This window comes from Streptomyces sp. NPDC048650, assembly GCF_043199095.1.
Taxonomy (GTDB): Bacteria; Actinomycetota; Actinomycetes; order Streptomycetales; family Streptomycetaceae; genus Streptomyces.
The window spans coordinates 459,199-486,014 of the sequence record NZ_JBICVM010000002.1 but is presented as its reverse complement, the minus strand read 5'-3'; the positions used below and the strand labels follow the sequence as shown (position 1 = coordinate 486,014).

General features: G+C 71.4%; 27 protein-coding genes and 1 tRNA gene. 18 read left to right on the top strand and 10 right to left on the bottom strand.

The window, feature by feature from the left end; genetic code table 11:
- Positions 1 to 10: 10 nt before the first annotated feature.
- Together ACGFML_RS07980 and ACGFML_RS07975 are read left to right on the top strand one after the other, a co-directional pair.
- Positions 11 to 1,255 carry a hypothetical protein gene (locus ACGFML_RS07980; protein WP_393541194.1) on the top strand — a complete coding sequence of 415 codons (1,245 nt, stop codon included), beginning with the start codon at positions 11 to 13 and terminating at the stop codon, positions 1,253 to 1,255.
- Positions 1,239 to 2,042 (top strand): hypothetical protein, encoded by an 804-nt coding sequence (locus tag ACGFML_RS07975; protein WP_393541192.1) that lies wholly within the window; start codon positions 1,239 to 1,241, stop codon positions 2,040 to 2,042. Before ACGFML_RS07980 ends, ACGFML_RS07975 begins: the two co-directional genes overlap by 17 nt.
- 82 nt (positions 2,043 to 2,124) lie before the next feature.
- Here the strand turns inward: ACGFML_RS07975 and ACGFML_RS07970 are convergent, their stop codons facing one another.
- From ACGFML_RS07970 to ACGFML_RS07955, 4 genes are all read right to left on the bottom strand, one after another.
- A complete protein-coding gene (locus ACGFML_RS07970) occupies positions 2,125 to 4,317 on the bottom strand; it encodes an SUKH-4 family immunity protein (protein ID WP_393541191.1) in 2,193 nt (730 codons plus the stop codon).
- Between the two features lie 123 nt (positions 4,318 to 4,440).
- Positions 4,441 to 4,710, bottom strand: a complete 270-nt coding sequence (locus ACGFML_RS07965) for a DUF6406 domain-containing protein (protein WP_393541189.1) — start codon at positions 4,708 to 4,710, stop codon at positions 4,441 to 4,443.
- The gene (locus ACGFML_RS07960; RefSeq protein ID WP_393541187.1) at positions 4,707 to 5,333 is read right to left on the bottom strand and encodes a toxin glutamine deamidase domain-containing protein; all 627 of its coding nucleotides are present in this window, start codon (positions 5,331 to 5,333) and stop codon (positions 4,707 to 4,709) included. Before ACGFML_RS07960 ends, ACGFML_RS07965 begins: the two co-directional genes overlap by 4 nt.
- Positions 5,296 to 6,153, bottom strand: a complete 858-nt coding sequence (locus ACGFML_RS07955; protein ID WP_393541185.1) for a 3-hydroxybutyryl-CoA dehydrogenase — start codon at positions 6,151 to 6,153, stop codon at positions 5,296 to 5,298. The genes ACGFML_RS07960 and ACGFML_RS07955 overlap by 38 nt, the downstream gene beginning before the upstream one ends.
- Before the next feature lie 158 nt (positions 6,154 to 6,311).
- Here ACGFML_RS07955 and ACGFML_RS07950 point away from each other — a divergent pair, with 158 nt between their 5' ends.
- Positions 6,312 to 7,538, top strand: coding sequence for a glycoside hydrolase family 10 protein (locus ACGFML_RS07950; protein ID WP_393541183.1), 1,227 nt, complete (start codon positions 6,312 to 6,314; stop codon positions 7,536 to 7,538).
- A gap of 33 nt (positions 7,539 to 7,571) precedes the next feature.
- Here the strand turns inward: ACGFML_RS07950 and ACGFML_RS07945 are convergent, their stop codons facing one another.
- The gene (locus ACGFML_RS07945) at positions 7,572 to 7,778 is read right to left on the bottom strand and encodes a DUF1918 domain-containing protein (RefSeq protein ID WP_393541181.1); all 207 of its coding nucleotides are present in this window, start codon (positions 7,776 to 7,778) and stop codon (positions 7,572 to 7,574) included.
- A gap of 253 nt (positions 7,779 to 8,031) precedes the next feature.
- Complete coding sequence (locus tag ACGFML_RS07940) at positions 8,032 to 9,021, bottom strand: DMT family transporter (protein WP_393541179.1); 990 nt, start codon at positions 9,019 to 9,021, stop codon at positions 8,032 to 8,034.
- Here ACGFML_RS07940 and ACGFML_RS07935 point away from each other — a divergent pair.
- From ACGFML_RS07935 to ACGFML_RS07920, 4 genes are all read left to right on the top strand, one after another.
- Positions 9,020 to 10,480, top strand: coding sequence for a PLP-dependent aminotransferase family protein (locus tag ACGFML_RS07935; protein WP_393541177.1), 1,461 nt, complete (start codon positions 9,020 to 9,022; stop codon positions 10,478 to 10,480). The two genes, ACGFML_RS07940 and ACGFML_RS07935, sit on opposite strands and share 2 nt — an antisense overlap.
- Before the next feature lie 77 nt (positions 10,481 to 10,557).
- Positions 10,558 to 11,010 (top strand): GNAT family N-acetyltransferase, encoded by a 453-nt coding sequence (locus tag ACGFML_RS07930; protein WP_393541175.1) that lies wholly within the window; start codon positions 10,558 to 10,560, stop codon positions 11,008 to 11,010.
- A 67-nt stretch (positions 11,011 to 11,077) separates the two neighbouring features.
- Positions 11,078 to 11,647 carry a histidine phosphatase family protein gene (locus tag ACGFML_RS07925; RefSeq protein ID WP_393541173.1) on the top strand — a complete coding sequence of 190 codons (570 nt, stop codon included), beginning with the start codon at positions 11,078 to 11,080 and terminating at the stop codon, positions 11,645 to 11,647.
- Between the two features lie 104 nt (positions 11,648 to 11,751).
- A complete protein-coding gene (locus tag ACGFML_RS07920; protein ID WP_393541171.1) occupies positions 11,752 to 12,567 on the top strand; it encodes a hypothetical protein in 816 nt (271 codons plus the stop codon).
- Positions 12,568 to 12,581: 14 nt separating this feature from the next.
- Here the strand turns inward: ACGFML_RS07920 and ACGFML_RS07915 are convergent, their stop codons facing one another.
- The 3 genes from ACGFML_RS07915 to ACGFML_RS07905 form a co-directional block, all read right to left on the bottom strand.
- A complete protein-coding gene (locus ACGFML_RS07915; RefSeq protein ID WP_393541169.1) occupies positions 12,582 to 13,034 on the bottom strand; it encodes a YybH family protein in 453 nt (150 codons plus the stop codon).
- 183 nt (positions 13,035 to 13,217) lie between these two features.
- On the bottom strand, positions 13,218 to 13,970 hold the full coding sequence (locus tag ACGFML_RS07910) for a LuxR C-terminal-related transcriptional regulator (protein ID WP_393541167.1): 753 nt from the start codon (positions 13,968 to 13,970) through the stop codon (positions 13,218 to 13,220).
- 104 nt (positions 13,971 to 14,074) lie between these two features.
- Entirely contained in the window at positions 14,075 to 15,178 is a 1,104-nt protein-coding gene (locus tag ACGFML_RS07905) for a class I SAM-dependent methyltransferase (RefSeq protein WP_393541165.1), read from the bottom strand.
- Positions 15,179 to 15,318: 140 nt separating this feature from the next.
- Between ACGFML_RS07905 and ACGFML_RS07900 the strand changes: the two genes are divergently transcribed.
- The 6 genes from ACGFML_RS07900 to ACGFML_RS07875 all read left to right on the top strand — a co-directional run bounded on the left by ACGFML_RS07900 (position 15,319) and on the right by ACGFML_RS07875 (position 20,637).
- Positions 15,319 to 15,510: a DUF1059 domain-containing protein gene (locus ACGFML_RS07900; RefSeq protein ID WP_393541163.1), complete on the top strand. Its 192-nt coding sequence runs from the start codon at positions 15,319 to 15,321 to the stop codon at positions 15,508 to 15,510.
- 122 nt (positions 15,511 to 15,632) lie between these two features.
- Positions 15,633 to 16,661: an N-acetyl-gamma-glutamyl-phosphate reductase gene (argC, locus tag ACGFML_RS07895; RefSeq protein ID WP_393541161.1), complete on the top strand. Its 1,029-nt coding sequence runs from the start codon at positions 15,633 to 15,635 to the stop codon at positions 16,659 to 16,661.
- Positions 16,658 to 17,812 (top strand): bifunctional glutamate N-acetyltransferase/amino-acid acetyltransferase ArgJ, encoded by a 1,155-nt coding sequence (gene argJ, locus ACGFML_RS07890; RefSeq protein ID WP_393541159.1) that lies wholly within the window; start codon positions 16,658 to 16,660, stop codon positions 17,810 to 17,812. The genes argC and argJ overlap by 4 nt, the downstream gene beginning before the upstream one ends.
- A 103-nt stretch (positions 17,813 to 17,915) precedes the next feature.
- A complete protein-coding gene (gene argB, locus ACGFML_RS07885) occupies positions 17,916 to 18,854 on the top strand; it encodes an acetylglutamate kinase (protein WP_393541157.1) in 939 nt (312 codons plus the stop codon).
- Positions 18,851 to 20,086, top strand: a complete 1,236-nt coding sequence (locus ACGFML_RS07880; RefSeq protein WP_393541155.1) for an acetylornithine transaminase — start codon at positions 18,851 to 18,853, stop codon at positions 20,084 to 20,086. The genes argB and ACGFML_RS07880 overlap by 4 nt, the downstream gene beginning before the upstream one ends.
- An 8-nt stretch (positions 20,087 to 20,094) precedes the next feature.
- Positions 20,095 to 20,637, top strand: coding sequence for an arginine repressor (locus ACGFML_RS07875; protein ID WP_393541153.1), 543 nt, complete (start codon positions 20,095 to 20,097; stop codon positions 20,635 to 20,637).
- Between the two features lie 316 nt (positions 20,638 to 20,953).
- On the opposite strand, the gene ACGFML_RS07870 is transcribed toward ACGFML_RS07875, so the two are convergent.
- Positions 20,954 to 21,027: transfer RNA gene (locus tag ACGFML_RS07870), tRNA-Pro, on the bottom strand.
- Positions 21,028 to 21,171: 144 nt separating this feature from the next.
- On the opposite strand from ACGFML_RS07870, the gene ACGFML_RS07865 reads away from it, so the two are divergent.
- From ACGFML_RS07865 to ACGFML_RS07845, 5 genes are all read left to right on the top strand, one after another.
- Positions 21,172 to 21,549, top strand: coding sequence for a DUF488 domain-containing protein (locus ACGFML_RS07865; RefSeq protein ID WP_393541151.1), 378 nt, complete (start codon positions 21,172 to 21,174; stop codon positions 21,547 to 21,549).
- A gap of 115 nt (positions 21,550 to 21,664) precedes the next feature.
- Complete coding sequence (locus ACGFML_RS07860; RefSeq protein WP_393541149.1) at positions 21,665 to 22,858, top strand: argininosuccinate synthase; 1,194 nt, start codon at positions 21,665 to 21,667, stop codon at positions 22,856 to 22,858.
- Positions 22,859 to 22,944: 86 nt separating this feature from the next.
- Positions 22,945 to 24,375 carry an argininosuccinate lyase gene (gene argH, locus ACGFML_RS07855; RefSeq protein ID WP_393541147.1) on the top strand — a complete coding sequence of 477 codons (1,431 nt, stop codon included), beginning with the start codon at positions 22,945 to 22,947 and terminating at the stop codon, positions 24,373 to 24,375.
- 154 nt (positions 24,376 to 24,529) lie between these two features.
- A complete protein-coding gene (locus ACGFML_RS07850; protein WP_393541145.1) occupies positions 24,530 to 25,081 on the top strand; it encodes a TetR/AcrR family transcriptional regulator in 552 nt (183 codons plus the stop codon).
- Positions 25,078 to 26,694 (top strand): MFS transporter, encoded by a 1,617-nt coding sequence (locus tag ACGFML_RS07845; RefSeq protein WP_393541143.1) that lies wholly within the window; start codon positions 25,078 to 25,080, stop codon positions 26,692 to 26,694. The genes ACGFML_RS07850 and ACGFML_RS07845 overlap by 4 nt, the downstream gene beginning before the upstream one ends.
- The last annotated feature ends 122 nt before the right edge of the window (positions 26,695 to 26,816 follow it).

The window sequence follows — 26,816 nt, the reverse complement described above, 5'->3', positions numbered from 1 at the left end:
GGGCCATTGAATGGGCACAACAGAGTTCGTAGAAGCCCGCGTTGACGATTCGAGCAGCATCTTGGTCGCGCCGTCGGCGATGCAGGACCAGGAATGGGTCAGGGCCTTCTTCGGGACCACCATCACGCCCGAGGGCCTGGCCTCCGCTCCGCCCCACCTCGCACGGAAGACTGTCTATTTGTGCGGCGACATATCCGGGGTCAGCGACCGTCGACTGCAGACCGCTGCCCGCGTGTTCGTCATCCGGGAGGTTTCCCACGGCTACCCCGAGGGCGTCGGTGCGCCATGGCCCCTCGTCGACCTCGGCCGAGTCCCCCTCCGCGTACACGGCGTCGGTGTGTACTACCGACGCTTCTTCGGACTGGGCTCCGGTGAGTTCGACCGCATCCGTGCGGAGCATGCGTTCCAGTCCTTGACGGAGTCCACCAAGCCGGGAACGGCCCATCGCAGCGGAATCTATCTGACGCCCGTCACACGAGACGGAGACGCACTGCATTTCCGCCTGCTCCGATGCTCCACGAATCTCTCTGGGCCCACCGAGAACTTCCGGCCCACCGATACACGTATCGTCGAGGATCTCAATCGCGAGGCCACCACTGTCTTCCGGGACCAGGCACCACTCAATCACGTCCTGGCCCAGATCTACCACAACACCCTTGCCACGGCGGAGCGCAAGCAGTCCAAGGCCCGGATCTCGGCGCATGCCGACAAGACCAAGGACATGTCCGTCAACGGCATCATGGCCTTCTGCACGTTCTACGACCGGCTCGATGACCTGCAGCCGCTGAATGAAGACCCCTTCGACTTCGGGGTGAAGGGTGCCAGCGGTCTGACCCGGCTCCACTTTCGCCTCAAGGATCCGACCGAGGAACTCGACGACCTCTCGTTCCCCGCGCAATTCACCGTGACGCTCTATCCCGGCTCTGTCTTCTTCATGCCGCTGTCTACCAACCGCCTCTATACGCACGAAATCCGGCCGTCGGCGTTGGATGCCGAACTGCTCCCGACCCGACTGGGATACGTGGTCCGCTGTTCGAGCGCCGAAGCCGTGCATGAGGACGGCCACACTTTCCTCAAGGTGGCGGGAGGAACAGGGGCAGGTGGCCGGGTGCCACTGGAGCCTCCCACAGAGGCCGGCATGGACGCGCTGCGCAGGCTGTACGCCGCGGAGAACAGGACCTCGTCCTTCATCGACTACGGCGACGCATTCCTCTTCAGTATGAACACGGGAGACTACGTTGCCCCCCGAGCCTAGGATTCTGGACGAGATCCTCTCTTGCACTCTGCCGGCTGAAGAAAACCTCTTCGTGGAACTGTCCGCGTCGGTGCGCTGGGAAGACGTGGGGAAAGGCAGACAGGGCGCCGCAATCACGAAGGTCGACGAGGCCGGTGGTGTGCCTCTCGTACGCACCACCACTCAATACGGCAGCCCGACGCAGCATTTCCGAGCAGTACACGAACGGCTGGCGCAACAGATACAGGAATGTGCGGAACTTCCGGTCGGCTTCAACAACGCTCTCATCGAGCGCTACACGAACGCATACACCAAGATGGGCGGCCATTCCGACCAGGCCCTTGATCTGGCCGACGAATCGTTCATCGCTGTCTTCTCCTGCTACCGGTATCCCGAATCCGGATCGCCGAGGAAGCTGATCTTCGAAACGAAGCAGCCCGGTGACGAGAAGCTTGAGATCCCTCTCGACCACCACGGCATCGTCGCCTTTTCTGTCGCTTCGAATCGACGACTGAGGCACAGGATCGTGTTGGACGCGCCCGACCAGGCGGCGGACAACCAGTGGTTGGGCGTGACGTTTCGCACCGCGAAGACCTTCATCCGGTTCAGCGACGGACTCCCGTACCTGCCACAGGGCGCGCGGCTCACGTCGGCCGACGATGAGCAGAGGCGCGACTTCTTCCGAATGCGGCGCCGCGAGAACACAGAGACGGACTTCGTCTACCCCTCGCTGACGTACACCGTCAGCGAGGGAGATCTGATGCCGCCCGAAGTACCCGAAGACGCCATCACGCCATTCGGGCGGTGACAGGCCCGTCGACGGACTCTCCGATGTCGCGGGTGAGGCGAACAGCACTTCCCGGGGAAGTCCAACAACTTTGTGGTCGCCTTCACGTGTTGTGGAGTACGTACGACCAGGCGGGCTGCTCACCGCCCGCCTCGTCGACTTCGGTCAGCGCTCCCAGGACCCAATAGGCGACCTGCTCGCGCTCGGAACTGGCCGGGAGCGCAATGTCCCGCGTACGCCACCCGGTGACGAACAGCGCGACCATGGTGAGGAAATCTTCGAGGCTGTGCGCGATGGGAAGGCCGGCGAGGTGCCCCTGGCCCGGCTCCGTGGGAACCCGCAGGACGTGTCCGGTGGGCCCGTCGACGACGAGCCTGCCGCCCATCCACTTGCCGATCTGGAAGAAGGGCCCGCATTCGGGGACGGGCTCGATTCCCTCGGGCCAGGAGGGAAGTTCGTCCAGAGTTCCCATGCCCCAGCCGCCGTACGGGAAGATCCCCATGGCCCCTTCGTTCACGTAGGGCAGACCGAAATCGAGGAGCAGTTCGCGCGTCGCCGCATGGGTGAGTCGATCCGGAAGGTCCTCGTCCGGGATGGGGCAGAGCAGGTTCTCGCCGAAGAGGGGGATGACGTCCTCGTGACTCGGTGCTGGCGCGTTGATCGGACTGCACGGGCCCGCGTCCGTGTAGTCCCCGCTCAGGGGGCGCAGCCGGGCGCCCGAGCCGGAGATGTCCACGCCGTCCGCGGGACTGATGGCGATCAGCCCCAAGTCGCCTGCGAAGACGACGACTTCACCCACGGTCAGCGGCACACAGGGGAGCATGAAAGCGCGCTGGTCGCGTCGGGGGGACGACGCAGCGAACAGATCTCGCACGCGTGCGGGCGCGGCGGCGTCGCTCCCGGGTGACGCGGGCCAGGTGAGGTCCGCGCGATGCTCCTGCGGAATCTCGTCGTGTTCCCAAGGGTCCGTGACACGGTCTCCCGTCTCCGCGTCCCAGATCGAGACGTACAGCTCCTGTTCCTCGAGCACCGTCCGCTGCTGCAGACCGGCGATGGCGGGTCGACCCTGCCAGCGCACCTCCGTCAGGGCAGCGAATCTCCCGGCCTGCAGAAAGCCCGTGTGATAGCCACCCGGCGGCCGCCACCGTGCCCACTTGGCCCGCCAGGGCAGTGCCACCCCAGAGGAGGCGATCGCTGACGCGACCTCGAGATCGTCGCGCGAAAGAGCCATCAAGTGCAGCCACGAAGCCCACTCGGTCTGATGCCGCGGTATCACTCCCCAGCCCCACAGATGAATGGCGTCGGCGGCGGCCGTGTTTCCGGGGATGAGGTAGGTGATGCTGCGTGCCGCGTCCATGAGTGCCGTTTGCGGCAGATTGGCGATGACGCTTCCGTCCCGAAGGACTTCGCCGTACGTTCCCGCCTGTACGGCGTGCATGACGAGCCCAGTGGCCGCGTACAGGCCGACGGCACCACGCTCGGCCCACCCATCGGGGTGGCGCATATCCGGTGCCGAGCGCATCAGCCAAGTAACCAAATGCCTATTGACACGGCGGAGTTCGGTAGATCCGATTTCCCGGCGCAAGGTCTCGGCCAGGCCCTCGTCGACAAAGGAAACCCCGAGCGGCCCGAGCCGAAGAATTCCGGGCTCTTCCCCCGCGAATTCGGTGAGTTCGTCCTTGGGTGCCGCTTCACCGGTCAGCGCGGTGACGAGTTGGGCCCAGACGGGGAGAGGCACGAGGCGGGGCTCGGCAATGGCCAAGGCCCGCAGGGCGACCGAGTCCGGCGCCACCGACGGCTCGGTGGCGGGTGCGGAAACCCGGAACACCGCCTTGGGATCGGCCCTCGTAGGCAGCAACCGGGGAACCACATGGACCATCACGGCCAACTTGCCACGCGCCAACCACCGAAGAGTCCGGGTCACCAACTGCTCGGCCTCGTACGACCGCCGTGTCGGCCCGGCACGGTGGGCATTGACGACCAGTAGCAACCGCTCCTCGGGCCACGCGCCGAGCGCGAACCGCCAGTCCTCCCGCTTGTCCGGTGACAGATCGACTCCGAGCGCCGTGAGGGCCTGCTGCATGACCTGATCGGCGGTGAGACCGGTGGCGTCGACGACAACACTGCCGGGCACGTGCTCGTGCGTCTCCCGCATGATGGCCGAGGGGTCGTGGCCGTCCGCAAGGGCAAGAAAGGCCACTTGGTCGCCGCGCCCGCCCTCACGCCACCATGCGCCGACGCGAGCGGCGACCTCTTCCTCGGGGATTCCCGGGGCGTCGGTGGTTGGCTCGGGCATGGTCCTCCTCGTTGCGCGATGGCTCCTCGACCCTACGCGTGGCCGCGTGCGAATGGCCCGGGCTCTTGCTGCCGCATGACCCGGGCAGGCAGGTGTCACCTACCGATTTGGGCGGTGGCGGTCTCAGGCCGGGGCAGCCGCGACTCGGTGCAGCACCACGTTCCAGTCGTCCTCGCTCGGCCACCCCGTCAAGTCGGCGAGCTGCCACGTCTCGTCGCCCACGGGGAAGGTCTCACCCATGCGGAGGATGTGAGTCTGCTCCTCGGTGGCGAAGGTCACGAGCCGAACCCTGACCGCGGCGTCGGACTCCCTGTAGATGTCGTTCACCGAGAAGCCGGCGTTCTCGAGATTGCGCTGCATTCCGTGCCAGAGGTGAATCGTGTCGACACTCACTTCTCATCCTCCCAAGACGCGTACTGGTTGCAGGCGTGGGCACGGCCGTCGGCGTTCTGCGTGATGATCACGGCCTGTGAGCCGTGGCCCTCGTCGAGGAGGGGGGCTCCAGGTTGGTGTACGCGTCGCGGCCGTCGCCGAAATTCGTCGAACTCGGCGCCCAGGGTGTTCTCGATGCGGTCGCGGCCGCCCGGCTCGGGAGTGTCGGCGGGGGTGCCGTCCTCGTTCGGGCTGCGGCGGGCGGCGACCGTGGGATTGCCCGCGTACGAATCGGTGAACGCCAGTGTCCCGTCGGGGCAGTCGACGTCGCGGCCGGAGTCGTCGGGGTTCTGGCCGCGGACGTCGTCGACCCAAGTGCCCTCGCGCGGGTCAGGGGCCTGCTCGAATGAGCCGTCCTCGTTGGTCCGGTCGGTCGATGGCGCTCGCCAGGTGGGTCCCCGCGCATTCCCCGTTGGCTGGGCGAGGAAGCGGATGATGAGGACCTGGCGGGCACCGCGAGGGCCACCCGACCGCAGCGCCGCCGTCGGCGCTGTTCCAGGTGAACTCGCCTTGGAACAGCGCCACTTGGCGGTGCTACCGCACTCGCTAGTACGGGTAGAAGCCCGACCCGGACTTGCGGCCAAGCCGCCCCGCGTCGACCATGCGGGCCAGCAGCGGGGGAGCGGCGTAGAGCGGCTCCTTGTACTCCTCGTACATCGAGGAGGCGACCGAGGCCACGGTGTCCAGGCCGATCAGGTCGGAGAGCTTGAGCGGGCCCATCGGGTGGGCGCAGCCGAGCTCCATGCCGTTGTCGATGTCCTCGCGGCTGGCGATGCCCGACTCGAACATCCGGATCGCGGAGAGCAGATACGGGATGAGCAGCGCGTTGACGACGAAGCCCGAGCGGTCCTGGGCGCGGATGGCCCGCTTGCCCAGGACGTCCTGGACGAGCGCCTCGGCGCGCTTGATGGTCTCCTCGCCGGTGGTGAGGGCGGGGATGAGCTCCACCAGCTTCTGGACCGGCGCCGGGTTGAAGAAGTGGATGCCGATGACCTGGTCGGGGCGGGAGGTGGCGACCGCCAGCTTGACCAGGGGGATGGAGGAGGTGTTGGACGCCAGGATCGCGTCCGGGCGCGTGATCACCTGGTCGAGGACCTGGAAGATCTCGGTTTTGACCTGCTCGTTCTCCACCACGGCCTCGACGACGAGGTCGCGGTCGGCGAACTCCCCCAGATCGGTGGTGAAGTTCAGGCGGCCGAGCGTCGCGTCGCGTTCCGCGGCAGTGATCTTGCCGCGTTCGGCGGCCTTGCCGAGGGAGTTGGTCAACCGGGTACGGCCCAGCTCCAGGGCCTCGCCGGTGGTCTCGGCGACCATGACGTCCAGCCCGGCGCGGGCGCACACCTCGGCGATGCCTGCGCCCATCTGGCCGCAGCCGACCACTCCGACGCGTTCGATGTCGGTCACATCGTGCCTTTCGCTGATCTTCAGGACCGGCGGTACGCCGTAAGGGTCCGACGCCCGCCTCGGCCCCGACGTTACTCCGCGGGGTGCTGTGCTAAAGGCGCCGGGGCGGGCATCCTGAGCCCTCAGGATGGGACAAAGAGGACAGGCTGAGGGTTTTCATGAGACGGATCACACGACGGGGCTTCGCGGCGGGCGCGCTGGGTGTGGCGTCGTCGCTGCTCGGCGAGGGCGCGGCCGGTGCGACGGGAGCGCCGGGCGCTGCGCGGCAGCCGGGGATGCGGGGCATGTGGCTGGCCACCGTCGCCAATCTTGACTGGCCGTCCAAGCCGGGGCTGTCACCCGCCGCGCAGCGACGCCAGTTGCTGGCCCACTTCGACGCGGCCGTCGCACGCCGCCTCAACACGGTGTTCTTCCAGGTGCGGCCCACCGCCGACGCCCTGTGGCCCTCCCGGTACGAGCCCTGGGCGCAGTGCCTGACCGGCGTGCAGGGACGCGACCCGGGCTGGGACCCGCTCGGCTTCGCCGTCGAGGAGGCGCACCGGCGCGGTCTCGAACTGCACGCCTGGTTCAACCCGTACCGGATCGCCAACCACGCCGACCCCGGCCGGCTGGTGCCCGGCCACCCGGCGCGGCGGCATCCGCGGTGGGTCATCCCGTACGGCGGCAAGCTCTACTACAACCCCGGGTTGCCCGAGGTCCGCGCCTTCGTCCAGGACGCGATGCTCGACGCGGTGCGCCGCTATCCCGTCGACGGGGTGCACTTCGACGACTACTTCTATCCGTATCCGGTCGAGGGTCAGACCTTCGACGACGACGCGGCCTTCGAGGAGCGCGGCGCTGGCTTCGCGGACCGTGCCAGCTGGCGGCGGGACAACGTCGACCGGCTGGTGCGGGAGATGAAGCAGAAGGTCGCCGCGGTGGGGCGGCCGGTGCGGTTCGGCGTGAGCCCGTCGGCCATCTGGCGGAACCGGGAGACCGACTCGTCGGGCTCCGACACCCGCGGCGCACAGACCTACGACGAGCTGTACGCGGATACGCGCCGCTGGGTGCGGGAGGGGTGGGTCGACTACATCGTCCCGCAGGTGTACTGGCACATCGGCTTCGCGGCGGCCGACTACGCGAAGGTGGTGCCGTGGTGGGCGGAGACGGTCTCCGGCACCGGTGTGGACCTCTACATCGGCGAGGCGCTGTACCGGGCGGGCGACCCGGCCCACGACAGCGCCTGGCAGGACCCCGCCGAACTCTCCCGCCACCTCACCCTCGCCCGCGGGTACCCGCAGGTCGGCGGCCATGTCTTCTTCTCGGCGAGGGACGTCGCCCGGGACCGTGCCGGTGCTATGGCCCGAGTCGTCCGCGACCACTACGGCAGCGCGTCGCGGCCGTAGCGGTCGACCGTGCCCGCCCGGGCGGTGGGCGTTCTAGCGGTCGGTGACGTCGGTGGACCTGCCGTGCCGGACGACGCAGTCCGGGCCGGGCGACACGATGGCTTCGTGTCCGTCGTCGGCACGGACGCGGTAGGGCGGGTCGCCGTGCGTCCCCATCACTTCGATGATCTCGACGACGTGGTCGTGATGCCCGACGGTCCTGCCGTGCACCAGCAGCTGGTCGCCCTTTTGTGCGTGCATCAGGGTCCTCCCGCTTCGGGCGGCCGCGCGACCGGTACGGCCGGGCTGCGGCCGGGCGGTGGAACGGCCAGTGGTGTGTCTCTGACGAGCCGGGTGGCCCGGACGGCGGTACATGCCATCGCGGCAAGTTTACGTCCGTGGGGGGAGGCCGCACCCGGCGGACGGCTCCGGCTCCGGCTCCGGCTCCGGCTCCGGCTCCGGCTCCGGCTCCGGCTCCGACCCCGACCCCGACCCCGACTCCGGCTCCGGTGCGTCAGCCGCGGGTCCGCTGGGTGACCACGATGCACACCAGCACCGCGACCGCCGCGATCGGAGCGGCCGGCGGCAGGTGCTCGCCGAGCAGCAGCACGGACCACACCAGCGTCAGCAGCGGCTGGGCGAGCTGCAGCTGGCTCGCTCGGGAGACGCCGATGGCGGCCATCCCCCGGTACCAGACGACCAGGCCCAGGAACTGTGAGCCGAACGCCAGCCACAGCAGCCCGCCGACCGTGTGGGCGGTCAGCCGCAGCGGCTCGGTGGACAGCGCCAGGGCGGCGCCCGCGACGGTGATCGGCAGGGCCAGTACCAGCGCCCAGCCGATCACCTGCCAGCCGGGGAGGTGGCGGGCCAGCCGGCCGCCCTCGGTGTAGCCGGCCGCGCACACCAGCAGCGCCGCGAACAGGAACAGATCGCCGGTGCCGGGGGCCCCGCCGCTCTGCTGCACCGCGAAGCCGATGACGACGGCGGCGCCGGCCAGCGAGGCGATCCAGAAGGCGCGCGAGGGCCGTGCCCCGGTCCGTACGGCGGAGAAGGCGGCGGTGGTCAGCGGCAGCAGGCCGACCACGACGGCCGCGTGCGAGGTGGTGGAGGTCTGCAGGGCGAGGGTGGTCAGAAGCGGGAATCCGAGGACCACGCCGCCCGCCACGACCGCGATCCCCGCCCAGTGGCGTCGCTCGGGGGCGCGGACGCGGAGTGCGAGCAGGCAGCCGCCGGCGAGTGCGGTCGCCAGCACGCTGCGCAGCATCACCACCGTCCACGGGCCCATGCCCTCCAGGGCCCAGGCCGTGGCCGGGAAGGTGAGGGAGAACGCGGCGACGCCCGCGCCGGCGAGCAGGGCGCCGGGACGAGCGCTGCCGCGGCGGGGGGTGGCGGCTTCCGGGGCCTGGGCGGCTGCGGGGGCCGGCGCCTGGGCGGGGGCGTCCGGCCGCTCCAGGGTGGTGACCGCTATCCCGCCCGACGCGATAGCGCTATCGTTGTGTCTCATGCAAGAGCGTAGCAGTGTCGCTGACCTGGCCGCGATCCTCCGTGAGGGACTGAACCGCTACTCTCCAGGAGAGAAGCTGCCGTCGAGCCGGGCCTTGGTGGAGCGGCATCGGGTGAGCCCGGTGACCGTCTCACGGGCCCTCGCCGAGCTGGTCGCGGAGGGCCTGGTCGTCACCCGGCCCGGCGCCGGCGCCTTCCGGGCCGCCTCCCACCCCGAGGCGCCGCGCCCCGTGGACACCTCCTGGCAGGAGATCGCGCTGAGCGCCGAAGCGGCCGGCGACCAGGTGCCGCGCAGCGTCGACGCCTCGGGTGTACTGGCCACCCTCGCCGCGCCGGCCCCCGGCGTGATCGAACTCAACGGCGGCTATCTGCACCGCGACCTCCAGCCGGAACGCGCCCTCGCCGGGGCGCTGGCCCGCGCCGGACGCCGGCCGGGCGCCTGGGAACGGCCCCCGGTCGAAGGCGTACCGGAACTGCGGGCCTGGTTCGCCCGGGAGATCGGTGGCTCCGGCGGGGCGCTCGCCGCCAACGACGTGCTGGTCACCGCGGGCGGCCAGAGCGCGCTGACCACCGCCCTGCGCGCGGTCGCCGCGCCCGGTGCGCCGGTCCTCGTCGAGTCCCCGACCTATCCGGGCATGCTGGCCGCCGCCCGCGCCTCCGGTCTGCGGCCGGTCCCCGTACCGACGGACGCGGACGGGGTCCGCACCGATCTGCTCGCCGACGCCTTCCGGGCCAGCGGTGCGCGGCTGTTCGTCTGCCAGCCGCTGTTCCAGAACCCCACGGGTGCGGTGCTCGCGGGGGAGCGGCGGCGCGAGGTGCTGCGGGTGGCCCGCGCGGCCGGGGCGTTCGTCGTCGAGGACGACTTCGCCCGGCGGCTGGTGCACGACGGCGCGCCCGCCCTTCCCCCGACCCTGCTGGCGGACGACCGGGACGGCAGCGTCGTCCACGTCCGCTCCCTGACCAAGGCCACCTCGCCCAGCCTGCGGGTGGGCGCCCTGGCGGCCCGCGGCCCGGTCCTCGACCGGCTGCGTGCCATCCAGGTGGTCGACAGCTTCTTCGTTCCCGGGCCGCTCCAGGAGACCGCTGTCGAGCTGGTCGGCTCGCCCGCCTGGTCCCGCCACCTGCGGCTGATCTCCGGCGAGCTGACGGCCCGCCGCGACGCCCTGGTCGCCGCGCTGCACCGGTACCTGCCCGCGCTCGCGGACGGCGGTCTGCACATTCCGTACGGCGGCTACCACCTGTGGCTGCGCTTCCCGGACGGCACGGACGAGGCGGCGCTGACCGGCGGGGCGCTGCGCGCCGGCGTCGCGGTCGCGGGCGGCCGCCCCTACTTCGCCGCCGAGCCGCCCGCCCCGCATCTGCGGCTCAGCTTCGTGTCCGCGTCCGGGGCGGGGGAGCTGGCGGAAGGGGTGCGAAGGCTGCGCACGGCCTGTGACGAGCTGGGGACACCGGTCGGCTGAGGCCGCCCGGACCTGCGGGCCGGTCCGGCCGCGCAAAGGAGTTCGACGCCGCCCCGCTCTTCTGCGAGCCTCCCCGCATGAACGCTCACCCGCTCGACGGCTACGAAATCTCCACCGACCCGGCCCGCCTCGACGGCGACCTGGTCCACCACTGGCTGTCCACCGACGCCTACTGGGCCGTCGGCCGCTCCCGTGAGCGGCACGACCGCGCCGTCGGCTCGTCGCTCAACTTCGGTCTGTACGCGGCCGGTTCGGGGCGTCAGGTCGCGTACGCCCGGGTGGTCACCGACCACGCCACCTTCGCCTGGCTCTGTGACGTCTACGTCTGCCGCGACGACCGCGGCAGGGGCCTGGGCACCGCCCTCGTCGAGGCCGTCGCCGACCACCTGGCACCCTGCGGACTGACCCGGATCACGCTCGCCACCAAGGACGCGCACGGCGTCTACGAGAAGATCGGCTTCCGGAGCCTGGTGTCTCCGGACGAGTGGATGACGCTGGGGCTGATGGACCCCGGCCCCATCGACATCTGAAGGCCCCGGCCCCGTCGACATCTGAGCGAAACGCCCGTACGGGCGGCGCGACCCATACGATCGGCGAATGCGCGTTCGCCTCCAGCTGCTCGCCGCCGCCCGCAGCTCCGCGCTGCTCGAGACCCGGTTCGACGACGACCGCCCCCTCGACGCCGCCGGCTGGCACGAGGCCGAGCGCGCCGCCCCCGTCCTGTGCCGTCTCGCCGCCGCGGAGCTGCGCTACCGCTCGCCGTCGGAACGCTGTCGCGAGACCGGGGAGGCCCTCGGCCTCGGCCCGCTCGCCCAACCGGCACTGCGGGACTGCGACATGGGGCGCTGGCGCGGGCGCACCCTGGCCGAGGTGGCCGCGGCCGAACCGCGGGCGGTCGACACCTGGCTCGCCGACCCGCGGGCGGCGCCGCACGGCGGGGAGTCGCTGCTGGCCTTCATCACCCGCGTCGGCACCTGGCTGGACACCCGGCCGGTCGAGGAGGGCACCGGACTGGTGGCGGTCGCCGAGCCCGGCGTCGTCCGCGCCGCCGTGGTCTACGCGCTCCAGGCACCGCCGCACACGTACTGGCGCATCGACGTCCGGCCGCTCTCGGTGACGACCCTCACCGGGCGCGCCGGCAACTGGGCCCTGTCGCTGGAGACCTGAGCGGGGCCGGGGCGGACGGGCCCACGCCCCCAAAGACCACCCGGAAAGCCCAGCGGTACGCCCACCGACGTGCGCGTGGCGGGCGGGGACGTTTCGCTCGGTACATGGACACACACGCCGCCCGCCGTCCCGTCCACCGTCCCCTCCTTCGCCGCACCCCGGTGGTCGGCGCCGTGGCGGCGTCGCTCGCGCTGTGTGGATCGGGCGCCGTCGGTGCCGCCGCCGACGACACGCGCTCGGTGGTGGTCCAGCCCGACCGGGTCGCACCCGGCGGTGACTTCTCCGTCTTCGACGGCGGCAACTGCCCCGGCGGGAGCGGCGAGGTCACCTTCGACGGCACGGACATCCCCAAGCTGAAGCTCTCGGAGCTGCACCACAAGGTCGGCGGCACCGGTACCGTCCCGCGGTCCACCGCGCCGGGCGCGTACACCGTCACCCTCACGTGCGGTGCCGAGGGCGAGGGGCCGATGACGCAGGGGGAGGCGGAAGGCGAGGCGCAGGGCGACGTAGCCCACGGCCCCGCCGAGCGCGGCCGCGACGAGCCCGGCGGGGAGCACGGCCACGGCAGGCACGGCGACGGCGCGCACGGCCGTGTCACCTTCACCGGCACCCTGACCGTCTCCGCGGACGCCGAAGCCCACTCCGACGCGGGCCCCGAAGGCGTCCCGGGCACAGGCACAGGCGCAGACGCAGGAGCCGACGCCGGTCCCGGCCTCGACGCCGGCCCCGACGCCGGAGCCGGCACAGAAACCGACGCCGGACCCGACCAGGCCGTCCCGAAGGGGGGCTCCCACACCGGTCTCGGCGGCGGCTCCGGCGTCGGCACCGGCGTCACGGTGCTCGGCGGCATGCTGCTGGCCGGCGCCGTGGGCTGGGGCGTCGTCGCCCGCTTCCGGCGTCCCCGGGGCGGCCGGGGGTGACGTGAGCGGCTCCGCTACGGCGTCAGGTCCAGCGCCGCCAGCCCCGACCCGTCCATCAGGAACGGCACCGATCGGTGCGTGTGCGTGATCCTCCAGGCGCCGTCGATCCTGCGCAGACCGACGGTCGACCGGCTCCACAGCCGCACCTCGAAGCCGTCCGCCTTCGTCCCGCGCATCAGGTCGATGCTGTGGGCGAAGGCGACCCCGTCGCCGACCGCGATGTCGACCTGTGTCGGTGTCACCTCGATCGGCCCGTCCCAGGTCGCGTACCAGGATTCCAGCGCCTGCCGGTCCAGCGCCTCCGGGCCGGTGAACTGGAGCGGGGGCGCGAGGCCGAAGTCCACGACCTCCGGTGCGCAGTGCGCGAGGAAGCGCTCGGCGTCCCGTTCCCGGGTGGCAGCCGCGCGGTCCTCCAGCACCTCCCGGATCCGCACCTCGTCCGCTGTCCGTTCGCTCTCGGTGGTCATGGCGAAGCCTCCTGTCGCCCGGCGCCGGGGCGCCGCGAATCGGTGTCCGACGGGTAGACGAGGGCGACGGTGGAAACTCATCGGCGGCCGGGCGCTGCGGCGTCCGTGGGCGACACCCGCGCGCCGGGGAGCAGCGGCGTGCCCGCCTCCGGCGCCGTCCGCCGTACGGAGCACGCCCAGCGGCTACGACGCCACCGGCGCGGAACTCCCCCTGGTCAGCCAGGCGTTCGCGGCCTCCACCCGGCCGCCGACGCGCAGCTTGGCGTAGGCGTGCTCCAGGTGCTTGTCGACCGTGCGGGGGCTGATCGCCAGCCGGCGGGCGATCTGCTGATTGGTCAGCCCGTCCGCGAGCAGGGCGAGGACGGCTGATTCCCGGCGCGTGACCAGGCCGGCGACGGGCATCGGGCCCGGAGGGGCGAGGCGGCCGAGGACGTGGGCGAGGCGGGTGCGCAGCAGGGCGGCGGCGGCCACGTCGTGGTCGGTGAAGTCGCTGCCACTGCGGTTGACGGCCACGCAGATGCTGCGGGGTTCGCCGTCCGCATAGCCGCCGGGGAACGCCATCGCGAGCTGGCGCTCGGCTCCGATCGGCCGGTAGACGTCGGTCCAGGCGGCCAGGGAGTGGTACGCGCGGTCGGTCTGCAGGCTCGAGCGGCGCAGCGGGGCACCGGTGCCGACGGTGGTGTGGGCGACGAGCGGATCGGCCGGCGCGCCGCGGGCGAAGGCGTCCCACTCGTCGGGCGAGAGCAGGTCGGCGGGGAGGGTCAGCGGCCGCTGCGCCCCTCCGGCGCGAGGCGTCCACACGATGCTGTCGCCCGGTACGGCGCCGAGCAGCAGGGGAAGCAGGGCCGGAACGAGGGCGTCCTCGTCGACGGCATCGATCAGGAGGTCCACGACGGCGAAGATCCGCCGCAGGCCGGCCTCCGCGGCCGTGCTCATGAATCCAGCGTGGCCGGCGGGGCGGTGCCCGTCAAGCGGGGCCCGCCCCGGAAGGGGCCGCCCGGCCGGCCGGGGGAAGACCGGCCGGGGGCGTCGGCCGCTTGTCAGCGGCCGACGGCATAGACGCGGTTGACCGGGTTCTCGGCCACGAGTTTCCAGTGGCGCAGCCCGGCACCGGCGGCGATGGTCCGCATCGCTTCCTCTCCCGCGTGATTTCCCAGTGCCTGCGGACCGTGCTGGGCCAGCGCGGTCGGCAGGCAGACGGCGACCGAGGCGGCCGTCAGCGCCCGGCCGACGGGGGTGGCGTTCTCCCGTACGTCGGGCGAGCCGTTCGGCTCCACGATCAGGCAGACGCCGTCGTCGTCCAGCGCCTGTTCGGCGCAGCGGAGCGCGCCGCCCGGGTCGCCGGTGTCGTGCAGGCAGTCGAAGAAGGTGATCAGGTCGAAGTTCTTGCCGGGGAAGTCCTGGGCGTTCGCGACGTCGAAGCGCACCCGGTCCGTCAGCCCCTGCTCGGCCGCGATGCGGCGGGCGGTTCGGACGGAGGGGCGGTGGAAGTCGAAGCCGTGGAAGCGCGATGCGGGGAAGGCCCGGGCCATCAGCATCGTGGAGTAGCCGAAGCCGCACCCGACGTCCGCGACGCGGGCGCCGCGCTCCATCTTGTCCACCACGCCGTCCAGCGCCGCCAGCCATTCGGGGACCAGCGCGGCCGTGTACCCGGGGCGGAAGAACTTCGCGGTGCCCGCGAACAGCGCCGGGTCGTGGTCCGCCCACCCCACGCCCGCGCCGGAGCGGAAGGCGTCCAGCAGGGCGTCCTCGGTGGCGTAGAGGGCCTGGAGCATGGTGAAGAAGCCCGCCGCGTAGTGCGGCGACCCGGGGTCGGCCAGAACGGCGGCGTGCGCGTCGGGCAGCTCGTAGGTGTCGGTCCCGGGCGTGTACGTCACGTACTCGCCGGCCACCTGGGCGGCCAGCCACTCGCGTACATAGCGTTCGACGAGCCCGGTGCGGGTGGCGAGCCGGGTGGAGGAGAGCGGTCCGGCGCCGGCCATCGCCGTGTACAGCCCGAGCCGTTCTCCGAGTGACGTGCACAGGCCCGCCGCCGCGGCACCGCCGTCGGTGATCACCCGCTCCAGGAACTCCGTCACCCGCTCCTCGTCCGCCCGTCGCGTGCCCAGGTCGAAACCGGGGGCGACACCGGCGGACGTGGCCATGCCCTCACCTCCTCGTACGCTCCCCACCTCACCAGGGGGCGAGGGCCGCGCGCCATACGGGATTCGCCGTATCGGGCAGGGCGGGGCGAGTGCTGACATCCAGGACGTGCCGAGCCGACACTGGAGGCAGGAGGTGCGTCATGCGGAAGATGGTCGACTGCCGGGATCACCCCAGCGAGAGGAACTGCACCCTCGTCATCGCGGGCGAGGAGGAGGAAGTGGTCCGCGCCGCCAGTGAGCACGCCGTATCCGTCCACGGTCACGCGGACGGCCCGGAGCTGCGCGAGCAGATCCGGTCCGCGCTCAAGGACGAGGTGCCGCAGCACGCCTGAGCCGCGGCAGGTGGTCCGCCGCCCGGTCGTGGGCGGCGGTCGAGTCGTGCGCGGGCGACCCCCAGCGCCATTGCATAAAACTGCCGCTGTCCGTATAGTCATGCCATCAAGGAGGAGGGTCCATGACGGTACGAGCAGCAGTGGCCGGAGCGAGCGGGTACGCGGGGGGTGAGGTCCTGCGCCTGCTTCTGGCGCACCCCGAGGTCGAGATCGGCGCGGTGACCGGGCATTCCAGCGCGGGCCGGCGCCTGGGTTCGCTGCAGCCGCATCTGTTCCCGCTGGCCGACCGGGAGGTCCAGGCCACCTCCGCCGAGGCGCTGGCCGGCCACGACGTCGTCTTTCTCGCCCTGCCGCACGGCCAGTCCGCGGCAGTCGCCGAGCAGCTCGGCCCCGATGTCCTCGTCGTCGACTGCGGCGCGGACTTCCGGCTGAGGGACGCCGCCGACTGGGAGGCGTTCTACGGCTCGGCCCACGCGGGCACCTGGCCGTACGGCCTCCCGGAGCTGCCGGGTGGCCGCGCCGCACTCCAGGGGGCCAAGCGCATCGCGGTCCCCGGCTGCTACCCCACCGCCGTCTCGCTCGCCCTGTTCCCGGCCTACCAGGCCGCGGTCGCCGAGCCCGAGGCGGTCATCGTCGCGGCCTCCGGCACCTCCGGCGCGGGCAAGGCCCCCAAGCCGCACCTGCTCGGCGCCGAGGTGATGGGCGCGATGAGCCCGTACGGCGTCGGGGGCGGCCACCGGCACACCCCCGAGATGATCCAGAACCTCAGCGCGGTGGCCGGCGAGCGCATCAGCGTCTCCTTCACGCCGACCCTCGCCCCGATGCCCCGCGGCATCCTCGCCACCTGCACGGCCAAGGCCCGGCCCGGCGTGGACGCCGCCGCGGTACGGACCGCGTACGAGAAGGCGCTGGCCGACGAGCCGTTCGTCCGACTGCTGCCGGAGGGCCAGTGGCCGTCGACCGCCGCCGTGCACGGATCCAACGCCGCGCACCTCCAGGTGACGGTGGACGCGGCGGCCGGTCGGATCATCGCGATCTGCGCCATCGACAACCTCACCAAGGGAACCGCCGGCGGCGCGGTGCAGAGCATGAACATCGCCCTCGGGCTGCCCGAGGACCTGGGACTTTCCACGACGGGAGTGGCACCGTGAGCGTGACGGCAGCACAGGGCTTTTCGGCGGCGGGCATCGCCGCCGGAATCAAGGAGAACGGCAACCCGGACCTCGCCCTCGTGGTGAACAACGGGCCGCGCCTGGCCGCCGCCGGTGTCTTCACCTCCAACCGCGTCAAGGCCGCCCCGGTCGTCTGGTCGGAGCAGGTCCTCAAGGGCGGCCGGGTCTCCGCCGTCGTCCTCAACTCCGGCGGCGCCAACGCCTGTACGGGGCCGCTGGGCTTCCAGGACACCCACGCCACCGCCGAGAAGGCCGCCGAGGTGCTCGACGGCCACAGCGCCGGCGAGGTGGCGATCGCCTCCACGGGCCTGATCGGCCTGCGGCTCCCGATGGACAAGCTGCTGCCCGGCGTCGAGCGGGCCGCGGCCGAACTGACCGAGCACGGTGGCGAGAAGGCCGCCATCGCCATCAAGACCACCGACAGCGTGCACAAGACGGCGCAGGCGAGCCAGGGAGGCTGGACCGTCGGCGGCATGGCCAAGGGCGCCGGTATGCTCGCCCCGGGCCTGGCCACCATGCTCGTCGTGCTGACCACCGACGCCGAGGTGCCGGCCGAGGGGCTGGACGCGGCGCTGCGGTCCGCGACCCGTACCACCTTCGACCGGGTCGACTCCGACGGCTGCATGTCCACCAACGACACCGTGCTGCTGCTCGCCTCCGGGGCCAGCGGGGTGGTGCCGGACCAGGACGCCTTCGCCGAGGCGGTGCGGACCGTCTGCGACGACCTCGCCCGCCAGCTCATCGGCGACGCCGAAGGCGCCAGCAAGGACATCCGCATCGAGGTCGTGAACGCCGCCAGCGAGGACGACGCCGTCGAGGTCGGCCGCTCCATCGCCCGCAACAACCTCCTCAAGTGCGCCATCCACGGCGAGGACCCCAACTGGGGCCGGGTGCTCTCCGCCATCGGCACGACGTCCGCCGCCTTCGAGCCCGATGACCTCAACGTCGCCATCAACGACGTCTGGGTCTGCAAGAACGGCTCGGTGGGCGAGGACCGCGAACTGGTCGACATGCGCTACCGGGAGGTCCGCATCACCGCCGACCTCGCCGCGGGCGCCGACTCCGCGGTCATCTGGGCCAACGACCTGACCGCCGACTACGTCCACGAGAACAGCGCCTATTCCTCATGAGCGAGCGAAGCGAACGAGTCATTCAAGGGTGCGTGCTGTGCTCACAGCCCGCCTGGGGGTACCTCCCGCGCGAAGCGCGGGGGAGAAGCGAGGTCCGCGCAGCATGAGTACCCGCAAGCACACCGCGCTCCCCAAGGCCCGCACCCTCATCGAGGCGCTGCCCTGGCTGACCCGGCACCACGGCAAGACCGTCGTCATCAAGTTCGGCGGCAACGCCATGGTCGACGAGGAGCTCAAGCGCGCCTTCGCCCAGGACGTCGTCTTCCTGCGGCACGCCGGCCTGCGCCCCGTCGTCGTGCACGGCGGCGGCCCGCAGATCAGCGCCCAACTCGACCTGCTCGGGCTGGAGTCGGAGTTCAAGGGTGGCCTGCGGGTCACCACGCCCGAGGCGATGAACGTCGTACGGATGGTGCTGGCCGGCCAGGTCCAGCGTGAGCTGGTCGGGCTGCTCAACGAACACGGCCCGCTCGCCGTCGGCATGACCGGCGAGGACGCCCATCTGATGACCGCGACCAAGTACTTCGCCGACGTCGACGGAGAGCGGGTGGACATCGGCCGGGTCGGCGAGATCACCGCCGTCGACCCCGGTGCGGTCCAGGCGCTGCTGGACGACGGCCGGATCCCGGTCATCTCCTCCATCGCCCGCAGCAGCGACGAGGAGGATGCTGCCTCGGGGACCTCTGGGGCCTCCGGCGTCTTCAACGTCAACGCCGACACGGCCGCGGCCGCCCTGGCCGCCGCCCTCGGCGCCGAGACGCTGATGGTCCTCACCGACGTCGAGGGCCTCTACGAGGACTGGCCGCACAGCGACGAGGTGATCTCCCGCCTCACCGCCACCCAGTTGGAGAAGCTGCTGCCCGACCTGGCGAGCGGCATGGTCCCCAAGATGCGGGGCTGTCTGCACGCCGTGCGCAACGGCGTGCACACCGCCCGGGTCATCGACGGGCGGGTCCAGCACTCGATCCTGCTGGAGATCTTCACCGACGAAGGAATCGGCACGATGGTCGTGCCGGACACGAACACCATCGAGGGGACGGCATGAGCCAGGCGGCACACACCCGGGGCCCGGCCGACAACGCGGGTCTCACCCGGCGCTGGCAGGGCACCATGATGGACAACTTCGGCACCCCGCGCGTCCCGCTGGTCCGCGGCGAGGGCGTCACGGTGTGGGACGCCGACGGCAAGGAGTACCTCGACTTCCTCGGCGGCATCGCGGTCAACTCCCTCGGCCACGCCCACCCCGCCGTGGTCCGCGCCGTCTCCGACCAGGTCGCCACCCTCGGCCATGTCTCCAACTTCTTCGTCGCCGAGCCCACCGTGGCCCTGGCCGAACGGCTGCTGGCGATCGCCGGCCGCCCCGGCCGGGTCTACTTCTCCAACTCCGGTGCCGAGGCGAACGAAGCCGCCTTCAAGATCGGCCGGCTGACCGGGCGCACCCACATGGTCTCCACGGCCGGCGGCTTCCACGGCCGCACCATGGGCGCCCTCGCCCTGACCGGCCAGCCTGCCAAGCAGGCCCCGTTCGCCCCGCTGCCCGGAGACGTCGACCACGTCCCGTACGGCGACGTCGAAGCCCTCCGCGCCGCCGTGACCACCGACACCGCCTTCGTCATCCTCGAACCCGTCCAGGGCGAGAACGGCGTCGTCGTCCCGCCGCCCGGCTACCTCCGGGCCGCCCGCGAGATCACCGCGGCCACCGGCACGCTGCTCGTCCTCGACGAGATCCAGACCGGCATCGGCCGCACCGGCCACTGGCTGGAGTCCCAGGCCCAGGGCGTCGAGGCCGACATCATCACCCTGGCCAAGGGCCTCGGCGGCGGCCTGCCCATCGGCGCCACCCTCGCCTTCGGGCCCGCGGCCGACCTGCTCACCCCCGGCTCGCACGGTTCCACCTTCAGCGGCAACCCGGTCGTCTGCGCCGGCGCGCTCGCCGTGCTGGACACCGTCGAGGCGGACGGCATCCTCGATCATGTCAAGCGGGTCGGCGAGCGGCTGCGGAGCGGAATCGAGGCGCTGGGGGACCCATTGATCGGCCAGGTCCGCGGTGCCGGCCTTCTCCTGGGTATCGTCTTGACCGAGCCCCTCGCGCCCCAGGCGCAGCAGGCGGCTCAGGACGCGGGCCTCCTGGTGAACGCGGTCGCGCCGGACGTCATCCGGCTCGCCCCGCCGCTGATCGTCTCCGACGAGCAGGCGGATACGTTCCTCCAGAAGCTTCCCGGCGTCCTCCATGCGGTCCGCCAGGGGGCCGACGGGGAACGACGAGCCGGAGACTGACGACAACGATGACCGAGCCGCAGGACAACGAGTCGCTCAACGGCGGCCAGGCCGTACCGCAGACCCGCACCGCCCGCCACCGCCGGATCGTGGACATCCTGAACCGGCAGCCGGTCCGCTCCCAGAGCCAGCTCGCCAAGCTGCTCGCCGACGACGGCCTGACCGTCACCCAGGCGACGCTCTCCCGCGACCTGGACGAACTGGGCGCGGTGAAGATCCGCAACACCGGAGGTGAGCTGATCTACGCCGTGCCCAGTGAGGGCGGCGACCGCAAGCCACGGGCCCCGCTGGGCGAGTCGGCCAAGGAGGAGCGGATGCGCCGCCTCTCCGGCGAGCTGCTGATCTCCGCCGAGGCGTCCGCCAACCTCGTTGTCCTGCGCACCCCGCCGGGCGCCGCCCAGTTCCTGGCCTCGGCCATCGACCAGGCGGAGCTGCACGACATCCTGGGCACCATCGCCGGCGACGACACCCTGATGCTCATCAGCCGCGACCCGGTGGGCGGGCAGGCCCTCGCCGATCATCTGCTGCGGCTGGCGCAGGGCGCGCAGTGACCCGCCAGCCGCCGTTCCCCGCCGTTCGTGCGGAAACACGCGCAGCCGGTTCCTGAGGGTGCGGCCGCGAGCCGGGGTGCGCACCGCGCGGCGCACCTCGCCGCCGCCCAGGGGGCCAGGCCGCATCCGTGCGACGCTCCCGGCCGCGGCCGGGACACGGTCCGCAGCGAGGGCGGCACCCCCGGCGTGACGTCCGTGCGGCCGGCTGACGGGACGTGAGTTCGCGCCGCGGACGGGCCGTCCCAGCATGCTCCCCGCGCATGGAAAAACCCGCAGATCCGGGATTTCTCCCGGATCAGCGGGCTTTCTCGAACCGTCGGGACGACAGGATTTGAACCTGCGACCCCTTGACCCCCAGTCAAGTGCGCTACCAAGCTGCGCCACGTCCCGGTTGCTCGTACCGGCCGGAGAGTTCCCGGCCGGGGCGTGCAGAAGAAAAATACCCTGAACCCGCCCCTGAATCCAAAGCGGGTCCCCTTCCGGCTGTTCGCCGGCCCCTCGTCGCCTCCTGTCCCTCCGTGCTTGGATGGCGGTATGACTGAAATGTCCCCGAATGGCGATGTTCGCGTCCGCCGGGTGTACGAGCCGCCGGAGCCGACCGACGGCGCGCGGGTGCTGGTGGACCGGTTGTGGCCGCGCGGGCTGTCGAAGGCCGATGCGCTGCTGACCGAGTGGTGCAAGGACGTGGCCCCCTCGTCGGAGCTGCGCCGCTGGTACGCCCATCAGGGCGAGCGCTTCGAGCGGTTCGCCGAGCGGTACCGGGACGAGCTGACACAGGAGGCGGCGTGCTCGGCGCTGGCCCGGCTGCGGGAGCTGGCGGCGGCCGGTCCGCTGACCCTGCTGACGGCCACCAAGGAGGTGTCCCAGAGCCATGTGACGGTGCTGCTGGACGTCCTCCGTGAGGAATCCTGATCCTGCGGCCCTCTTCCGTACTGCCCCTGACCTGCGCGTTCATGGATGCATTGACGAAACATACGGTGGAGTGCATACTTATACCTATCAGCGTATGCATCGTAAGGAGAAACCCGTGACCGAGCGCGTCGTACTCGCCTACTCGGGGGGCCTGGACACCTCTGTCTGCATCGGCTGGATCGCCGAGGAGACGGGCGCCGAGGTCATCGCCGTTGCCGTGGACGTCGGCCAGGGCGGCGAGGACCTGGACGTCATCCGCGAGCGCGCTCTCGCCTGCGGTGCGGTCGAGGCCGAGGTCGCGGACGCCAAGGACGAGTTCGCCGACGAGTACTGCCTCCCGGCGATCAAGGCCAACGCCCTCTACATGGACCGCTACCCGCTGGTCTCCGCCCTCTCCCGGCCGACCATCGTCAAGCACCTGGTCGCCGCCGCACGCAAGCACGGCGCGACCACCGTCGCCCACGGCTGCACCGGCAAGGGCAACGACCAGGTCCGGTTCGAGGCCGGCATCTCCTCCCTCGCCCCCGACCTGAAGTGCATCGCCCCGGTCCGCGACTACGCCATGACCCGGGACAAGGCCATCGCCTTCTGCGAGGCCAACGACCTCCCGATCGCGACCACCAAGAAGTCGCCGTACTCCATCGACCAGAACGTCTTCGGGCGCGCCGTCGAGACCGGATTCCTCGAGGACATCTGGAACGCCCCGATCGAGGACGTCTACGAGTACACCCAGAACCCGGCCACCCCGCGGGAGGCCGACGAGGTCGTCATCACCTTCGAGCAGGGTGTCCCGGTCGCTGTCGACGGCAAGAAGGTCACCGTCCTCGAGGCCATCCAGGAGCTCAACAAGCGGGCCGGCGCCCAGGGCATCGGCCGGATCGACATGGTCGAGGACCGTCTCGTCGGCATCAAGTCGCGTGAGGTGTACGAGGCGCCCGGCGCCATCGCGCTGATCACCGCGCACCAGGAGCTGGAGAACGTCACCGTCGAGCGCGAACTGGCCCGCTACAAGCGGCAGGTCGAGCAGCGATGGGGCGAGCTGGTCTACGACGGCCTGTGGTTCTCCCCGCTCAAGCGGGCCCTGGAAGGCTTCATCGACGAGGCCAACCAGCAGGTCAGCGGCGACATCCGGATGACCCTGCACGGCGGCCGCCCGGTGGTCACCGGCCGGAAGTCCGATGCCTCGCTCTATGACTTCAACCTGGCGACGTACGACACCGGCGACACCTTCGACCAGTCGCTGTCCAAGGGCTTCATCGAGCTCTTCGGAATGTCCAGCAAGATCGCGGCCAAGCGCGACCTCGCCTGAGCCGTCTCGTTGTCTTCGTACGACCGTCGCCTCCCCGCCTCGCGGGGAGGCGGTGGCACATCCACAGCAGCCTTTGAGGAGCAGCAGTGAGCAGCAACAGCGGTGACGTCCGGCTCTGGGGCGGCCGGTTCGCCGACGGACCCGCCGAGGCGCTGGCCCAGCTGTCGGCGTCCGTCCACTTCGACTGGCGGCTGGCCCCCTACGACATCGCCGGCTCCCGTGCGCACGCCCGGGTCCTCCACAAGGCCGGTCTGCTGACCGCCGACGAGCTGGAGCGGATGATCGCCGGTCTCGGCCGGCTCGAACAGGACGTCGCGGACGGCTCGTTCACCGGCACCATCGCCGACGAGGACGTGCACACCGCCCTGGAGCGCGGGCTGCTGGAGCGGCTCGGCGCGGACCTCGGCGGCAAGCTGCGGGCCGGCCGGTCCCGCAACGACCAGGTCGCCACGCTCTTCCGGATGTACCTGCGCGACCACGCACGGATCATCGGCGGTCTGATCGCCGACCTCCAGGCGGCGCTGGTCGGCCTGGCCGAGGCCCACCCGGACGTGGCGATGCCGGGCCGCACCCACCTCCAGCACGCCCAGCCGGTGCTCTTCGCCCATCATGTGCTGGCGCACGTCCAGTCGCTGTCGCGGGACGCGGAGCGGCTGCGGCAGTGGGACGAGCGCACCGCGGTCTCCCCGTACGGCTCGGGTGCGCTGGCCGGCTCGTCGCTCGGTCTCGACCCGGAGGCGGTCGCCGCGGACCTCGGCTTCGAGCACGGCTCGGCCGGCAACTCCATCGACGGCACCGCCTCGCGGGACTTCGTCGCCGAGTTCGCCTTCATCACGGCGATGATCGGCGTCAACCTCTCGCGGATCGCGGAGGAGATCATCATCTGGAACACGAAGGAGTTCTCCTTCGTGACCCTGCACGACGCCTTCTCCACCGGCTCCTCGATCATGCCGCAGAAGAAGAACCCGGACATCGCGGAGCTGGCACGGGGCAAGTCGGGCCGTCTGATCGGCAATCTGACCGGCCTGATGGCGACCCTCAAGGCCCTGCCGCTCGCGTACAACCGCGACCTCCAGGAGGACAAGGAGCCGGTCTTCGACTCCTGCGACCAACTGGAGGTGCTGCTCCCGGCGTTCACCGGCATGATGGCCACCCTCACGGTCCACCGCGAGCGCATGGAGGAACTGGCACCGGCCGGTTTCTCGCTCGCCACCGACATCGCCGAATGGCTGGTCAAGCAGGGAGTGCCGTTCCGGGTGGCGCACGAGGTCGCGGGGGAGTGCGTCAAGGAGTGCGAGGCGCAGGGCATCGAGCTGGACCAGCTCACCGATGAGCAGTTCGCGAAGATCTCCTCGCATCTGACCCCCGAGGTCCGCGGCGTCCTCAACGTCCCGGGCGCGCTGGCCTCGCGCAGCGGACGCGGCGGCACCGCCCCCTCCGCGGTGGCGGCCCAGCTCGCCGAGGTGAAGTCCGACCTGGCGGTCCAGCAGGCCTGGGCCACGGCCAAGCAGAAGTAACGCAACGGACGCGAACGGCGGCCCCTGCCCGGGAACGGGCGGGGGCCGCCGTCGTGTGCCCGCCGCCGCCCGGACGCCTTCCACGGGCCGTATCGGTTGAGACCTGAACGACTCTCATGAGACAACGTCGTCTCATTCGGCTAATGTACGTCTCATGGCCGTGGATCGTGAACAGGTACTCACCCAAGCCGCCGCGCTGCTCAGCCGCCGCTCGACGACGTCGATGGACGAGATCGCGCGGGCCGCCGGCATCAGCCGGGCCACCCTGCATCGGCACTTCGCCGGCCGCGACGCGCTGATCCTGGCCCTCGAACAGCACGGCATCGAGCAGTTCGCCCACGCGCTGGACGCGGCCCGGCTCGACGACGGCACCGCCGGCGAGGCCCTGCGCCGGCTGATCACCGAAGCCGAACAGGTCGCGGGCGTGCTGGCCTTCCTCTTCACCGAGAACCAGCTCTTCGAGGGCGAGGAGATCAACGCGGGCTGGGCCCGCCTGGACGCCCGCATCAACGCGCTCTTCCGGCGCGGCCAGGAGCAGGGCGACTTCCGCATCGACCTCAGCGCCGCCTGGCTCACCGAAGCGTTCTACGGCCTGATCGGCGCGGGCGCCTGGGCCGTCCACGAAGGGCGCGTCGCCCGCAACGACCTCAACCACTCGATCGCCGAGCTGCTGCTGGGCGGCATCCGACGGAGCATGGAGAAATGAGCGAGACCATAGCCTCAGGACGGGCCGGTTCGGCCCATGCGGACGATCAGCCCCGCCCGGGGCGCTGGCTCGCGCTCGCCGTTCTCGTCCTCGCCGTTCTGCTGGTCGGCGTCGACGCCACGGTCCTCGGCCTGGCCACGCCCTTCCTCAGCGAGGACCTGCGCCCGTCCGGGACGCAGCTGCTGTGGATCGGTGACATCTACTCCTTCGTCATCGCCGGCCTGCTGGTCTCCATGGGCAGCCTCGGTGACCGCATCGGCCGCAAGAAGCTGCTGCTCATCGGTTCCCTCGCGTTCGGCGCGATGTCGGCGCTGTGCGCCTATGCCACCAGCGCGGAGATGATGATCGCCGCCCGCGCACTGCTGGGCGTGGCCGGTGCGACGCTGATGCCGTCCACCCTGGCGCTGATCCGCAACCTCTTCCACGACCCCAAGGAACGCAGCCTCGCCGTCGGCATCTGGGGTGCGATGGCGTCGGCCGGCACCGCTGTCGGCCCGGTCCTCGGCGGCTTTCTGCTGGGCCACTTCTGGTGGGGATCGGTCTTCCTCATCAACCTGCCGGTGATGGTGCTGCTGGTCGTCATCGGCGCCAAGGTGATCCCGGAATCGCGCAACCCGGACCCGGGCCCCTGGGACGTCCCCAGCGTCGCACTCTCCCTGATCGGCATCGTCGGCATCGTCTACGCCATCAAGGAAGCCGCGGTGCACGGCTACCGCTGGGACATCCTGACCGCCGGCCTCATCGGCGCACTCGCCCTGTTCGTCTTCGTCCGGCGCCAGCTCACCCTGGAATCGCCGCTGCTCAACATGAAGCTCTTCCACCATCGGGGCTTCTCCGGCGCCGTGCTCGCCGACCTCCTCACCATCCTCGGCCTGTCCGGACTGGTCTTCTTCCTCTCCCAGTTCCTGCAGATGGTGCAGGTGCGCACGCCGCTCAACGCCGGGCTCACCGAACTCCCCGCCGCGGTGGGCGCGGTGGGTGCCGGCCTGGCCGCCGGGTACGTCGCCCGGAGATTCTCGGTACGGCTCGTGGTGGCCGGCGGACTCGCGGTGGTCGGCCTCTCCCTCGTCGGCTCCACCACCCTGCACGCCGACACCAGCACCGCCTCGATCGGCCTCATCCTCTTCGTCGTGGGCGTCGGCGCGGGCTTCTCCTTCACCGTCACCGCCGACGTGATCCTCTCCAGCGTCCCGAAGGAGGAGGCCGGCGCCGCCTCCGCGGTCTCCGAGACGGCGTACGAACTCGGCTCGGCGCTCGGCATCGCCCTGCTCGGATCCATCGTCACCGGCATCTACCGCGGCTTCACGGCCCCCGCCGGCATCCCCGCCGCCACCGACCACGCCGCCCGCGAATCGCTCGGCGGCGCCATCGAAGCGGCCAAGGGCCTCCCCGCCGACCAGGCCGCGGCCCTGGTGAAGAGCGCGCAGCAGTCGTTCGTCGACGGACTGGACATCGCCGTCGGGGTGAGCGCCGTCGTGCTGCTGGCCGCCGCCGTCGCCGCGTGGTGCCTGCTCCGGGGCCAGGAACTGGGCACCGGCCCCACCACGCACGAAGCGGAGCCGGCCGCCCGCCCGGAGCCGGAACCGGAGCCCACGGGGGGCGCGGGCAGCTGATGGCGCCCTGCCCGGCCCCGGGCGGCTGACGGCGGTACCCCTGCGCAGCGCCTGACGGCGGTACGCCCGGGCACGGCGCCTGACGGCGGTACGCCCGGGTGCGCGGCCCACGGCCGAGGGCA

Coding starts and splice junctions, on each gene's coding strand:
- ACGFML_RS07910 (WP_393541167.1), bottom strand. CDS start 13,970: ATGAGCACGGCCGCGGAGGCCGGCCTGCGGCGGATCTTCGCCGTCGTG.
- ACGFML_RS07915 (WP_393541169.1), bottom strand. CDS start 13,034: ATGACCACCGAGAGCGAACGGACAGCGGACGAGGTGCGGATCCGGGAG.
- ACGFML_RS07880 (WP_393541155.1), top strand. CDS start 18,851: ATGAGCCAGGCGGCACACACCCGGGGCCCGGCCGACAACGCGGGTCTC.
- ACGFML_RS07980 (WP_393541194.1), top strand. CDS start 11: ATGGGCACAACAGAGTTCGTAGAAGCCCGCGTTGACGATTCGAGCAGC.
- ACGFML_RS07935 (WP_393541177.1), top strand. CDS start 9,020: ATGCAAGAGCGTAGCAGTGTCGCTGACCTGGCCGCGATCCTCCGTGAG.
- ACGFML_RS07940 (WP_393541179.1), bottom strand. CDS start 9,021: ATGAGACACAACGATAGCGCTATCGCGTCGGGCGGGATAGCGGTCACC.
- ACGFML_RS07875 (WP_393541153.1), top strand. CDS start 20,095: ATGACCGAGCCGCAGGACAACGAGTCGCTCAACGGCGGCCAGGCCGTA.
- ACGFML_RS07945 (WP_393541181.1), bottom strand. CDS start 7,778: ATGCACGCACAAAAGGGCGACCAGCTGCTGGTGCACGGCAGGACCGTC.
- ACGFML_RS07900 (WP_393541163.1), top strand. CDS start 15,319: ATGCGGAAGATGGTCGACTGCCGGGATCACCCCAGCGAGAGGAACTGC.
- ACGFML_RS07950 (WP_393541183.1), top strand. CDS start 6,312: ATGAGACGGATCACACGACGGGGCTTCGCGGCGGGCGCGCTGGGTGTG.
- ACGFML_RS07850 (WP_393541145.1), top strand. CDS start 24,530: ATGGCCGTGGATCGTGAACAGGTACTCACCCAAGCCGCCGCGCTGCTC.
- ACGFML_RS07905 (WP_393541165.1), bottom strand. CDS start 15,178: ATGGCCACGTCCGCCGGTGTCGCCCCCGGTTTCGACCTGGGCACGCGA.
- ACGFML_RS07925 (WP_393541173.1), top strand. CDS start 11,078: ATGCGCGTTCGCCTCCAGCTGCTCGCCGCCGCCCGCAGCTCCGCGCTG.
- ACGFML_RS07845 (WP_393541143.1), top strand. CDS start 25,078: ATGAGCGAGACCATAGCCTCAGGACGGGCCGGTTCGGCCCATGCGGAC.
- ACGFML_RS07930 (WP_393541175.1), top strand. CDS start 10,558: ATGAACGCTCACCCGCTCGACGGCTACGAAATCTCCACCGACCCGGCC.
- ACGFML_RS07865 (WP_393541151.1), top strand. CDS start 21,172: ATGACTGAAATGTCCCCGAATGGCGATGTTCGCGTCCGCCGGGTGTAC.
- argC (WP_393541161.1), top strand. CDS start 15,633: ATGACGGTACGAGCAGCAGTGGCCGGAGCGAGCGGGTACGCGGGGGGT.
- ACGFML_RS07970 (WP_393541191.1), bottom strand. CDS start 4,317: ATGCCCGAGCCAACCACCGACGCCCCGGGAATCCCCGAGGAAGAGGTC.
- ACGFML_RS07920 (WP_393541171.1), top strand. CDS start 11,752: ATGGACACACACGCCGCCCGCCGTCCCGTCCACCGTCCCCTCCTTCGC.
- argB (WP_393541157.1), top strand. CDS start 17,916: ATGAGTACCCGCAAGCACACCGCGCTCCCCAAGGCCCGCACCCTCATC.